We start from the raw sequence: 13,488 nt of genomic DNA, 5'->3' as shown, positions 1-13,488 counted from the left end.
CATAAAATAACAGCGAACGATTCCTGCGTACATCATGATTTTCAGACTATAACGAGGTTCCGCGAAAACTAAGTAATAATAAAAAATAACATATTGTTCATAGGTTCCGCGAAGACTCTGGTATTCTCTTATGTGGGAATGGTGGCGAAAGAAGTTCCTATCGAGCTTGTAATGAAAGTGGAACTACAATCAGGGACACAAAACCTAAGTGAAGTCGTCATTACGGCCATGGGTATCTCCAAAGAGAAAAAAGCTTTAGGTTATGCGGTACAAGATGTAAAATCTGATGAGTTAACGCAAGCGGCAAATTCCAGCCTATCGGGAGCCTTACAAGGAAAAGTCTCCGGATTAGAGATTAAGCCATCTAGCGGTATGCCCGGTGCTTCTTCTCAGATAACGATTCGTGGAGCCCGTTCATTTACAGGGGATAACTCTCCTCTATATGTTGTAGATGGCATGCCTATTTCTTCTGCCGCAGACATGAGTACTTACGATAGCGTTAGCGGAGCAGATTATGCGAACCGAGCAGTCGATATCGATCCTAACGATATCGAGAGCATTAACATCCTGAAAGGACAAGCAGCTTCCGCCTTGTATGGTATCCGTGCCTCTAATGGTGTAATCGTTATTACAACAAAAAGTGGTAAAGGGGCAAAAAAAGGGAAACCACAAGTATCGTTTTCTTCTAACTTGAGTTTTGACAAGATTTCCAGAAAACCTCATCTTCAGAACATATACGCTCAAGGTAGTAACGGTAAATTCAATCCTAACGCTTCAACTAGCTGGGGACCTAAAATCTCAGAATTACCCAATGATCCTACCTACGGAGGAAATACAGATAATACATACACCAAGCAATCGGGCAAACATGAAGGTATGTATTACGTTCCTCAACGTGCCAATGCAGGAATGGATCCATGGACTACTCCACAAATTTATGATAATATAGGAGAGTTCTTCGATTTAGGTACGACTTGGAACAATTCATTAAATGTCGCACAAGCATTGGATAGAGGCTCTTATTCCTTTTCTTTGGGTAGTACTACCCAAGATGGTATAGTCCCTACTACAGGTATGGATCGTTACAATGTAAAATTAACAGCGGAATCCCGATTGGAAGAGCATTGGACTACCGGTTTTTCCGGAAACTTCGTGAATTCAAAAATCCAAAAATCTACCGGAGCTAATGACGGTATCGTGGCGACCGTATATCCCGCACCCGCTCATTATGATTTAGCTGGTATACCATCCCATTATGCCAATAATTTATACCAACAAAATACGTATCGCGGTACAGGAGGATTCGACGCTGCCTATTGGTCTGTCAACAACAATGAATTTACAGAAAAGACCAATCGTTTCTTTGGTAACGCATATGTAAACTTCGGTACAAAATTCAATACCGAAAATCATAAGTTAGATGTAAAATATCAAATGGGTGTAGATGCTTATACTACCCATTATCAAGATATTTGGGGATATGGACATGCGAACGGAAAAGGACAGATAGAAAACTCGGGATGGACAACAACAACGTTCAACTCTCTATTAACCGCGACTTACGCATGGAAGATCTCCGAAGCTTGGGACTTTGATGCCTTACTGGGTAATGAGATCGTACAAGACAATAATAAATATTACTGGCAATATGGTGGTACATATAATTTCCCGGGATGGAATCACATCAATAACACCGTAACTAAAGATAATGAAGAAAAACAGAGCAGCCAACGTACAGTAGGTTTCTTTGGCAGTCTTTCTGCTTCGTATAAGAATATGTTATATTTAAATGTTACGGGCCGTAATGACTATGTATCTACAATGCCGGCAGGCAACCGCTCATTTTTCTACCCTTCCGTATCGGTAGGCTGGATATTGACAGAATTAGAACCTTTAAAGAACGAAATCGTAAATTACGCGAAAATCCGTGCTTCGTACGCTGAGGTTGGACAAGCCGGGAAATACTATCAGAACTACTATACGACTCCTTCTTTTGGTGGAGGATTTTATAGCGGGACACCTTTGATGTATCCTATCGATAGTCAAAATGCTTTCACAGAATATGGGATCGTGTATGACCCCAATTTGAAACCTCAAAATACTCGTTCTTATGAACTAGGAGCGGATATTAGTTTCTTCAACAATTTGGTATCGATTAATTACACTTACTCTCGCCAAAATGTAAAAGATCAAATTTTCGAAGTACCATTAGCATCATCCACGGGATCAAGCAGTTTTATGACAAATGGAGGAAAGATTCACACGAACGCTCATGAGTTAACGGTGAATATCAATCCAATCCGTTTGAAGAATGTAGATTGGAATATCGGAATCAACTGGAGTAAGATCGATAATTATGTTGATGAATTGGCTCCCGGAGTAGAAAGTATCTTCTTAGGCGGATTTACGACTCCTCAAGTACGTGCGGGTATTGGTGATAAATTCCCGGTAATATACGGAGTCTCTTACGCAAGAGACGATAACGGTAACTTGATTGTCGACGAGGATGGAGTTCCCATGGCTGGTAAAGATGATGTAATCGGTAAAGTCTCTCCGGATTTTATCCTTGGTTTCAATACAAATTTACGTTTGTGGAAATTCAACATTAGCGCTGTATTCGATTGGAAGCAAGGAGGACAGATTTATTGTGGAACAAATGGTCTTCTTGACATGTATGGTGTAAGTAAAAACACTGAAAATCGAGAAGGATCATTCATTGTTGAAGGAGTTAAGGAAGACGGCTCCAAAAACACGACACCTATATCCGGAGCGAACGAGATGCAACATTATTATGAGACGATCAATAATATCAACGAATCTTCCGTATATAATAGCTCGTTTATTAAGTTAAGAGAATTAGCTGTTAGTTATCCTGTATTCCAGAAAAAATGGTTAGAAGTCAACTTGAATGTTTTCGCAAGAAATATCTTGGTTTGGTCCGAACTTGCTAACATAGACCCGGAATCCACTCAAGGAAACACGAATATGGCTGGTTCTTTTGAACGTTTCTCATTACCAACAACTTCTAGTTACGGTTTTGGTCTAAATGTTAAATTCTAAAATGATTACTCATATGAATAAATATAAGTTAACGCAGGGATTATTGGCTCTGGCATTGCTGGCAGTTCCTATGATTTCTTGTACAGATAGCGTAATGGACGATATTAATGTAGACAAAAATCACGCACAGGATGTACAAGCCAAATTTATTGTAACAGACTTGATCACTTCTACCGCATTCAGCACCGTAGGAGGCGATTTCTCTACTTATGCATCTGTATATATTGAGCAAGAAGCAGGTATTCATAATCAGTTATTCAATGCCGAGACTCGAAATGGAGAACCATCTTCAACAAATACTTATAACAATGTATGGTCTTCTACCTATACCAACCTAAAGAACGCTAAAACAGTAATAGCTAAGTGTTCCGGAGAAGGAGAAGAAGCAGGTAACCAAATCACGCTAGGAATCGGACAGTTTTTCGCCGCCTATAACCTAGCGGTACTTACCGATTTATTTGGAGATGTGCCTTGGACAGAAGCTTGCGATATGAATATTAGCATGCAGCCTAAAATAGACTCTCAAGAATCTATTTACAGCGACATCTTTAAATTAATAGATGACGCTATCAGTAATTTCGATGGTACAGATGCCATGGGAGCGGTAGGAACAAATGATCTGGCTTATGGGGGCAACGGAGGTAAATGGAAAAAAGCGGCTTACGCCTTAAAAGCCCGATTAACAATGCATCTCTTAAATAGAGCATCGGACAAGACCGCTTCATTGAACACTGTCCTAGATTGCATATCTAAATCGTTTGAATCTTCAAGCGAAGAGTTAAAATTTAATTTCTATGATGGTGTCACCAATATCAATCCTCTATTTGGGTTCTGCTTTACTCGTGATGCTCTAGCCGCTAGCCAAAGTATAGTGGAAAAGTTTGTAGAACGTAACGATCCGAGGGGAACACGTACCTTTATGGACCCGGACTGGGTACAACGTGAAGATCCTTCAGAGGTTAACGCCGCACCAAACGGAAAGCCTGAACAAGTGCAATTCACATACGACACTTCCATATTTTATGGCTCTTCTTTAGCTCCGACAATGATGCTAAGTTATCATGAATTATTATTCCTGAAAGCAGAAGCTCTTTGTCGATTGAATAAAAAAGACGAGGCTGAGCCAGTACTAAAAGAAGCTATACAAGTCGCTTTTAATAACATGAACCGTTCCATCCAAGCAACGATCAATTGCCCGGATTTATTAAATTATGGAGGGGCTACAGCAAAAGCCGATCTAACAGAAGAGGTTGCCGCTGAATATTTTGATAAGAACGTAAAACCGTTATTCGAGGCTAACCCGCTGAAAGAAACCATGATCCAGAAATATCTTGCTTTCTTTGGCGCATCAGGTGAGGCTGTCGAGGCTTATAACGATTATCGTAGATTAAAAGCGGCGGGTGAAGACTTTATCACATTAAAAAATAAAGGTAAATTCCCATTACGCTTCATTTATGGCTCTGGTGACGCAACAGCAAATAACAATATCAAGGAAGCTGTTGGCGATGGCCAATATGTATACAGCGAACCGGTCTGGTGGGCGGGTGGTAGCCGTTAAATGACCTTATAAATTCATAGTTATGATTTTTTCAATTCATACTTATCTTTTGAAAAATCATAACTATGTTTTTTTCAAGTCCTTATAAGGATAATTTACGCATGCTTCACTAGCTCGAACCGCTTGTTTACGCAAGCAGGTAATTCATGCGGGTAATGGGTTACGTAAATCAAGGTTTTTCCCGGGCGATCGCAGAATTGCTCGATAATAGCAGCCGCCTTTTTCTTATTGCTCACATCCAGACCATGGAGAGGCTCATCTAATATAATTAAATCGGGGTCTTTCACGAAAGCTCTCGCTAATAAAGCCAAACGTTGTTCTCCCGATGATAAGGTCAAGAATAAACGGTCTTTCAAATGTTCGATGCCAAAAACTTTCATCCATTCCAAGGCTACCGTTTCTTGCTCCGCATTACACTTACGAAACAAACCGATCGAATCGAAAAAGCCGGAACCGACAATATTCAAGGTAGGGACATTCTCTTTATAATATAAGTGCATCTCCGGCGATACATATCCGATACGTTTCTTGATATCCCAAATACTTTCCCCGGAACCTCTCTTTCTATCAAACAAATACAACGTATTCGCATACGACTGGGGATTATCCGCGTAAACCAAACTCAGCAAGGTAGACTTACCGGCACCATTCGGACCGAATAACGCCCACTTCTCCCCGTTCTTGATTTCCCAATCCAAATCTTTCAAGATCGTACGGCTACCATAGCGTATTTTCACATGTTCCATGCGTAAAGTCACCTCATGTAAAGAGGCTATCTTGTTCATATCCACAGGTAAACGAACCTTTCCAACTTCCTCGCATGCATGAATGCCTTCCGTTGGAAAAAGACGGGCGATTAATTCCGTATCCGACATAAACTCCTCTCGAGTCAGCGGAGGCAAGCAAGTACGATCATGGATAGGCAATACATGCGTGATCATTGCCGGTATGTCATTGGGGTTAGATAATAACAAGACAATTTGAACACCATTCAATTTTGTCATTTGCCCCAGCATCTCTACCAATAAATCCCGGGAAGGAGCGTCTAAGCCGATAAAAGGATTATCCAAGATCAAGACACGAGGACGGCTAAGCAACGTCCGGACAATCAAGAATTTTCGTAATTCACCACTTGATAAGAAGATCAACCGCTTAGGCAATAAATCCTCTATACCGAAAAGAGTCAATATCTTCGCTAAATTATCAGAGCCGGCATATTCCTTCAACAATTCCTCGACAGTAGGCATCTCCTCCGTCTCTGTCGAATGCCAACGCTGTTGGTAATAAGAATTCCGGCAATCCGCCAACGAATAAATATCCTTAAACGCTATACTCTTGATAAAGTCACTCACCTTACCATCCCCGGAGAACACGACCTCACCTTCCTTAAAAGCGAATTTACGCTGCATAATATCCGCTATCAAGGTTTTACCAGCGCCATTCGGACCGACCACAGCCCATTGCTGCCCTTCATCAATTCTCCAATTCACGGGTGCCGTAAACCGCAATTCCGGCAAACGAGTAACGATATTCTTAATATCGACCACCATCATTCCTTCTTTTTCCATCTTTTTTCTAAATAAGCCGGACAAAGGTACATAGTTTATTTAAAAATGACAGCATAATGACAAAAAAAGGGGCCACTCATCACGAGCAGCCCCTCTATAGTATACAGGCACTTGGTATGTCTATGTTAACTAGTAGTTAATGAACGCCTGTACGTGTATCCCACCACATTTGTTTACCCCACAAATTATCCACGACTTCCGCATCGAACGGAGCGCAATTCGCATTGTTCAAATTACGTTCCTTATCAGGATACGGAGAGCGGAACGGGGGTACGTTATGATTAGAATAGTTTGCCGGACGGCCCGGAGCCGGATACAAGTTGTCTGGCACGCCTGTACGGCGATACAATGACCAACCTTCCATTCCTTGCTTGAACATGGCAACCCATTCCTCATAATAAATCTGTTTCTTATCATTCGTGAACTTACCCGCGTTCGCAAGGTAATCCGCTATATCTTCGGCAGATACGCTATTCTCTTCCATGGAATAGGTAACAGCCTTATTGTATGCGTCCTCTACGGAGATTCCGGTATTCCATCCCAACATAGATGCCTCAGCGACACAGAACCAAGGCTCAGCGACACGCATATAAGGAGAAAAACCAGCCAAGTCCGTGAAGAAACGTGCTCCCCAAATGGAATATTTAGAAGCTACCGCATTCGCTTTCGCCCCGATCGTATAACCTACATACTTAGGCTCACCGGCCTCCACACTTTCTTTTGTGGGTTGGAAATAAGATGAGCGACGAGGGTCCTCACGTGTATTCATATGATCCACGATCACGTCTGCGGCACAATACTCCGTCTTACGTGTACGATAACCGTCTGCCATCGGTTCGTAATAGTTGGGGTCTGTTCCGATCCACCAGAAGAAAGCATTATCATCGTTGCTTTCCATGATCGGATACTTAGTGGGATTACCCATGACTTCCTCTACGGTCTCCTTAGCCAACGCCGGGGAAACCTCTGAGATACGCATCGCTAAACGAAGACGCATAGAATTACAATATCTCTGCCACTTCTCGATATCACCACCGAATAACAAGTCTCCCTCGCCTAAGTCATCACTACCACCATCGGCAAAGCCATCCGCAGCTTCCTTCAACGTAGCCAATAAGCCCGGATAAATATCCTCTTGCTTATCGTATTTCGGCTGCAAGACCCCATCTGTCATCTTAGCGGCATCCGTATAAGGGACATCCCGCCAACGATCCGTGGCTACCTGCATCAAATGAACCTGCATAACCTTCGATACGTTCAGCATATTAGGAGTCTCATTAAACGTGGCACGCTTCTCGATATCTTTTAGGTTATTCAATATACGATACAAATACTCCCAGTTCGTATCCTGTACACCCGTACGGAAATTATAGCGGGACTCGTCGATATAAGTCATCTTCGAAGCATATCCGCAGAAAGTCATCGGCTCATCCATCGCGAACCACCGATCATACAGACGATAGGATGTGTAATATAAAGAATACGCCAGAAGATTCGTCGTAGGCACATCCGTAGGGCTATCCGGGTCTGTATTGACCTCCTCAAACGAATCGGTACACGAGCTACCGAATACAGTAGCACCGACCATCATAGCCATCATGAAATTCTTGATATATCTTTTCATATTAAATTCCTCAGATTAATGTTGATTAAAATGTTACACCTAATTTAAGACCAAAGCTACGAGAAGGAGGATAAGAGTTGGACTCAAAACCTACACCAGAGTTAAATCCTCTGCTTGTAGCCGTAGTCTCGGGGTCATCGCCACCGGTACTTGTAGACTCCGGATCAATATGAGCGATATTTGACTTATGCACCCAAAGCAACGCCAAGTTCGTACCAACCAATGATACATGAGCGGCCTTGATACATTTAGTCTTCTCTAGAATTGATTTCGGGAAATTATACGTCAGGTGAGCCTCACGCAATTTCAAGTAAGAACCATCGAATACCGACATCTCACAAATCGTATAATAATTATAGAAGAAGTCCTCCGCGTTGACAGCGACATCATTAATCTTACCATCAGCGGTCTTGAAGACCTTGTCCGTCATATAATTCTGGCCAAGTACGACGCCATTCTCACGCAAATCGCCTTCTGCTGTGTGTTTCAAGATACCTGTCTGAGAACCGAATGCTTGTGTAACAGAATACACGTCACCGCCCAAACGGAAATCCAATAAGAAACCGAAGCTCCAATCCTTATAAGAGAACTCATTGCTGAAACCAGCCAACCACTTCGGCGTAACATCACCGATCTCTTTTCCAGCCTCGTAGACAGGAATACCATCCTCTACCAAGATCGAGCCATCCTCATTATATACGTAACCTGTACCTACCAAAGTACCCCAGCTCTTACCGACCATAGCATAGTTCTTCACGCTCCAGCTACTACCGATTTGGTAAGCGTCCAAGGACTGTCCGGTAACGGGATCTGTATAAAGCTCATCAATTCGGCTCTTATCCTTCGCCCAGTTCAACGTAGCCGTCCAGTTGAATCCCTTCGGATTCTTGATGATATCACCGGATACCTGCAACTCGACACCCTTGTTGCTGATCTTTCCAGCGTTGATATACATAGAGGTATAACCGGTAGAGGTAGCCACGTTCGCATTCATGATCTGATCGCTCGTCACCTTATTATAATATGCGGCATCAATATGCAAACGATTGTTGAACAAATTAGCCTCAACACCAACTTCCCAAGTCTTTACGCTCTCCGGACGAAGATTTGTAGGAGGAAGGATTGTCGGATTATAGAACAATGTAGTACCATTGAACGAAGAACTGATCAATGAATAATAAGCGTTCGAACGATACGGATCCGTTGCGGAACCGATCTTTGCCCAACCACCACGCAATTTCAAGAAATTCAAATAATCGCCATTTTGCAATCCGGGGAATGTCTCGGTCAAGATCCAGCTACCACTGAAAGAAGGATAGAAGAAAGCGTCCTTGATCGTAGAGTCCCAGTCATTACGGACACTTACCTCGGCATAAGCCATATTCTTGTAGCCGATAGAGGCATTAGCGTATACAGAGTTTGAACGACGTTTCTCATGGTCGTTCAAGGTGTACGGGGTTCCATGAGCGTTCGCTACGGTAAACAATCCCTCTGCGGTCAATTCGTCCGCACCTGTCCCCATGATAGCTGTTTGATAATCACGATAGTTGGCTCCAGCCAAACCATTCAAGGCCCAATCACCGAAGTTCTTGTTCACGTAGGCGATAAAGTCCGCGTTAAACTCAGTCATCGAACGGTCGAAGCTACGGAAATATCCATTCGGATAGTCGATATTCCATAAAATACGAGAGAACTGATTAGAATCGTAATGATCCAAGCCCATACGACCTTCAAACTTTAACCAATCGGTCGGTTTGATATACAAAGAGGTCTTGCCATAGAAACGATTACGATCATAACTATTGGTATTCTTATTCAATGTCCAATACGGATTCGCATGGAAAGACTGTATCCAGTTATAATGCGTATATTTTCCATACTCATCCACTTGGTCCCAATTATTCTTCAAATCCTTCAAATCAACTTGACGACCAAACCACTGCATGATAGACTGCAAAGCATTCGTACTGTTATATCCCGTACCCGGCAAGTTTGCGCTTTTCGTGCGAATATAATTCGCGGACAAGTCGAAATCAATATACTTATTAAACGTCATTTTCGTGTTCACCGCCATAGCATAGCGCTTCTGATCAGTGTTCGGGGTCGTACCGCCTTGATCACGGAAAGATAAAGACGCGCGTGTAGACGTTTTATCCGTAGAGGCAGACAAAGCCACCGTATGATTCATAGAATAACCCGTTTGGAAGAAATTCTTGATATTGTCCGGGCTGGAAACCCAAGGAGTAGCCTGACGCACGCCATCGATCACCGGGCTATTGTATTGCGGCAAATTCAATCCGATATCCAAGCGAGGTCCCCAAGACTCATCCGCGTTATCGTTGATACCACTACCCATACCATCTACATAATTGTAACCATTCTCCAAGGCAAAAGCTTGATAATCGCCAGAATATCCCCCCGCTTGCGCTTCCTTCCAATCATACTCGGAAGCGTAATAGCCTTGTCCGTACTTATTCTGCAATCTAGGCAAATTATAAACCCGGTCAATCGTGATATCACCCTCATAAGAGATAGATACACCCTTGTCTTTCTTACCGGATTTAGTAGTAACCAAGATAACGCCATTACCGGCACGCATACCATACAAAGCGGCAGATCCACCCTTTAACACAGAGATAGACTCTATATCCTCCGGATTAATATCATTCAAGCCGGAACCCAAGTTTACAGTGGCACCTTTCGCGTTATCATTAGCGATAGGCACACCATCCACAACGATCAACGGTTGGTTATTACCAAAAGAGGAATTACCGCGAACCACGATATTCTGCGACGCACCAACCTGTCCACCTTGAGAAGTAATCTGCACACCGGCGATCTTACCGGAAAGTGAGGTCGCCAAGCTCTGTTGGCCAGCTTTTGTCAACTCATCAGATTTCACCTCTTGCAGGGCATAACCCAAGGCTTTCTTCTCACGAGTCAAACCCATAGCGGTTACAACCACCTCATCCAACGCTTTTGAATCCGAGTCCAAAACAACGTTGATCACGGATGCCACAGGGACTTCCTTCGTTTTCAATCCTACATAAGAAATAAAGATCATCTTAGCGTCTCTCGGTACATCTAAACTAAAGTTTCCCTCAAAGTCCGTAACCGTACCAATCGTAGTGCCTTTCACAACGACAGCCGCACCGATCACGGGTTGCTGATCTTCCGATGATATAACATTACCTGTTATCTTCATCGTCTGTGCCGTTGCGACTCCTATGCCTATAAACAAGCATAATAACAAAAAAGTCAACCTTCTCATAAACACACTTTTTATTTAACAATTAATTATTTAAATCAAAATTCACACATAACTTACCATAGTTTACGAAGAACTTAGTTTATAACAGCAGGATTATACATGCATATATATAAAATTACATTAAAATATTTACTTTACTTTTACATACAATCACACATACACCTAATCTTCACACTGCAAATATAAAGAATATTTTCTGTTAAAAACAAATAATACCATGATTTTGTGTCATTAAAACAGTTAAATATATTTCACAACGTCATTTTTAGACCTATTAAATGCATATTTTGACACATAAGCAATATCATAATAACACAAAACCAATCAAGCAATAGGTATTTTTCAGTTAATCTATTTTACAACAATAAAGATTATACAAGATTTTAATATCATTTTAACAAACTATTTGATCTTTGATAAAAAAAGAAGATTTCCTTAAGAATCATAGCATTTCAACCTATTTCGCTTTCACTTGTAAATAAAATCGTTCTTCGTAGACTATGTTTCTTCCAAAATAAATGAATACATTTGCCTCACGTAAATCTTTAAAACTAATAGCATGAAACATTTTCTTTTAGCCATGGCTACTTTATGGTGTGTGGCAGGTACATTCTCCTTATTCGCGGCGGATAACAATAAATGGAAGCCTCTCTTCGGTAAAAATCTGGAAAACGCCAACTACAATCCGGAAGTTTGGAGCGAGACTGATGGCGTGTTAGGTGCCGTGAAGGACGAGTCTATCTGGACAAAGGATGAATATGAGAACTTCGAGCTGGATCTTGATTTTAAGACCGACGTGGGCACGAACAGCGGAGTAGTCGTTTACTGTACGAACACGAAGGATTGGATACCCAACTCGGTAGAAATACAGATAGCGGACGACCATTGTGAAAAATGGGGAAACGGCAAGCCGTATGAGAAATGCGGAGCCATTTACGGACATCTAGGCGCCGTGCAAGACAAGGTTGTCAAAAAACCCGGGGAGTGGAATCATATGCGTATCAAATGCGCCGGACAACATATCATGGTTATCCTCAACGGAAAGAAAGTTACCGAAATGGATATGAGCAAATGGACTTCCGGCACCAAGAACCCGGATGGAAGCGATATCCCAAGCTGGCTGCCCAAACCTTTCGCCGAATTACCGACAAAAGGATTTATCGGATTACAAGGAAAACATGGGGATTCATTAATCTGGTTCCGTAATATCAAGATTCGGAGTCTTTGATAGACCTATTATATAATGTACGTGAGGGGCCATAAACAGCCCCTCATTTATTTAAAAGACTCTCGTCCCTTTTCCTTGGTAAATCTCCGAGGCTTGCGTAATAATCACCTGCTTCACCCCGGCGTCTATCGCTTGGTAAGCGTTTTCCAGCTTTGGGATCATGCCCCCTTGGATAATTCCTTGTTCTACATATCCCTTAAACGCTATACGATCGATTTCCGGTATCACGCTCTCATCATCGTTCTCGTCCAACAAAACGCCTTTTTTCTCGAAACAGAACATCAATGTCACCTCAAAATGTTTCGCCAACGCTTTAGCGGCTTCTCCCGCTATCGTATCAGCGTTCGTATTCAACATATGGCCTTGCTTATCATGTGTAAGAGGAGCCAGTACCGGCACGATACCTTGATGGATAAGAGAGGCTAGCAAATCGGCATTCACCTCTTTCACGTCGCCTACGAAACCATAGTCTACATCCTTCACGGGACGTTTATCCGAACGCATCAAGTTCATGTCCGCACCGGTCAAGCCTAAAGCGTTCACGCCCAACGCCTGCAAGCCCGCTACGATGTTTTTATTCACCAACCCGCCATAGACCATTGTCACGACCTTCAAGGTCTCGGCATCCGTAATACGGCGACCGTTCACCATCTTGCTCTCGATCCCTAATTGGGCGGCAAGCTTGGTAGCCGAGCGTCCTCCCCCATGCACCAAGACCTTATATCCCTCGATAGCAGCGAAATCGTTCAATAATTGACGAAGCGTTTCTTCTTCCTCAACGATCTTCCCTCCTACCTTTATCAAGACTAGTTTTTCCATACTTAATTCTTTTTTATAAAATTTTCTCGCCAAAGTTACTAAAAAAAGAAAGATTTGTATACATTTGCACTCGCAATGCGGTAGTAGCTCAGTTGGTAGAGCATCAGCTTCCCAAGCTGAGGGTCACGAGTTCGAGCCTCGCCTACCGCTCTATCAGGCATTAGGCGATTATCCAAATAAGGATGGTCGCCTAATTTTGTTTTATCTCCTCAATGCTCCTTCTAAAAGCAACGTCTGTTTCTCGGCTCACCCGATAAATCAGGGGGAAAATTCTTTAATTCTATAGAAAATTTGCACCTTTGTACCATGAACAATCAAGGACTATTAGCATTGGCACAGTTGATTCTGCCATCAGAGATA

The 13,488-nt window shown here is 42.4% G+C and carries 7 protein-coding genes and 1 tRNA gene; 4 read left to right on the top strand and 4 right to left on the bottom strand.

The window, feature by feature from the left end; translation table 11 throughout:
- Nucleotides 1–117: 117 nt before the first annotated feature.
- Nucleotides 118–3,060: a SusC/RagA family TonB-linked outer membrane protein gene (locus NBH16_RS22695; RefSeq protein WP_270616557.1), complete on the top strand. Its 2,943-nt coding sequence runs from the start codon at nt 118–120 to the stop codon at nt 3,058–3,060.
- Nucleotides 3,061–3,073: 13 nt separating this feature from the next.
- Nucleotides 3,074–4,618: a SusD/RagB family nutrient-binding outer membrane lipoprotein gene (locus NBH16_RS22690; protein WP_250789099.1), complete on the top strand. Its 1,545-nt coding sequence runs from the start codon at nt 3,074–3,076 to the stop codon at nt 4,616–4,618.
- A gap of 95 nt (nt 4,619–4,713) precedes the next feature.
- On the opposite strand, the gene NBH16_RS22685 is transcribed toward NBH16_RS22690, so the two are convergent.
- The 3 genes from NBH16_RS22685 to NBH16_RS22675 all read right to left on the bottom strand — a co-directional run bounded on the left by NBH16_RS22685 (nt 4,714) and on the right by NBH16_RS22675 (nt 11,081).
- Nucleotides 4,714–6,186, bottom strand: a complete 1,473-nt coding sequence (locus NBH16_RS22685) for an ATP-binding cassette domain-containing protein (RefSeq protein ID WP_250789098.1) — start codon at nt 6,184–6,186, stop codon at nt 4,714–4,716.
- Nucleotides 6,187–6,322: 136 nt separating this feature from the next.
- Entirely contained in the window at nt 6,323–7,810 is a 1,488-nt protein-coding gene (locus NBH16_RS22680) for a SusD/RagB family nutrient-binding outer membrane lipoprotein (RefSeq protein WP_250789097.1), read from the bottom strand.
- 25 nt (nt 7,811–7,835) lie between these two features.
- Nucleotides 7,836–11,081, bottom strand: a complete 3,246-nt coding sequence (locus NBH16_RS22675) for a SusC/RagA family TonB-linked outer membrane protein (protein ID WP_005865330.1) — start codon at nt 11,079–11,081, stop codon at nt 7,836–7,838.
- Between the two features lie 559 nt (nt 11,082–11,640).
- Between NBH16_RS22675 and NBH16_RS22670 the strand changes: the two genes are divergently transcribed.
- On the top strand, nt 11,641–12,309 hold the full coding sequence (locus tag NBH16_RS22670; RefSeq protein ID WP_158532480.1) for a 3-keto-disaccharide hydrolase: 669 nt from the start codon (nt 11,641–11,643) through the stop codon (nt 12,307–12,309).
- A 51-nt stretch (nt 12,310–12,360) separates the two neighbouring features.
- Here NBH16_RS22670 and argB read toward each other — a convergent pair whose 3' ends face one another.
- Nucleotides 12,361–13,128 carry an acetylglutamate kinase gene (gene argB, locus NBH16_RS22665; protein WP_250789096.1) on the bottom strand — a complete coding sequence of 256 codons (768 nt, stop codon included), beginning with the start codon at nt 13,126–13,128 and terminating at the stop codon, nt 12,361–12,363.
- A 77-nt stretch (nt 13,129–13,205) separates the two neighbouring features.
- On the opposite strand from argB, the gene NBH16_RS22660 reads away from it, so the two are divergent.
- Nucleotides 13,206–13,278, top strand: a tRNA-Gly gene (locus tag NBH16_RS22660).
- Nucleotides 13,279–13,488 lie beyond the last annotated feature (210 nt).

The sequence above is a fragment of the Parabacteroides sp. Y3-G-102 genome (genome assembly GCF_023656845.1).
GTDB lineage: Bacteria > Bacteroidota > Bacteroidia > Bacteroidales > Tannerellaceae > Parabacteroides > Parabacteroides distasonis.
This window is presented reverse-complemented; position numbering and strand designations above follow the sequence as displayed.

Coding starts and splice junctions, on each gene's coding strand:
- NBH16_RS22670 (WP_158532480.1), top strand. CDS start 11,641: ATGAAACATTTTCTTTTAGCCATGGCTACTTTATGGTGTGTGGCAGGT.
- NBH16_RS22690 (WP_250789099.1), top strand. CDS start 3,074: ATGAATAAATATAAGTTAACGCAGGGATTATTGGCTCTGGCATTGCTG.
- NBH16_RS22675 (WP_005865330.1), bottom strand. CDS start 11,081: ATGAGAAGGTTGACTTTTTTGTTATTATGCTTGTTTATAGGCATAGGA.
- NBH16_RS22685 (WP_250789098.1), bottom strand. CDS start 6,186: ATGGAAAAAGAAGGAATGATGGTGGTCGATATTAAGAATATCGTTACT.
- argB (WP_250789096.1), bottom strand. CDS start 13,128: ATGGAAAAACTAGTCTTGATAAAGGTAGGAGGGAAGATCGTTGAGGAA.
- NBH16_RS22680 (WP_250789097.1), bottom strand. CDS start 7,810: ATGAAAAGATATATCAAGAATTTCATGATGGCTATGATGGTCGGTGCT.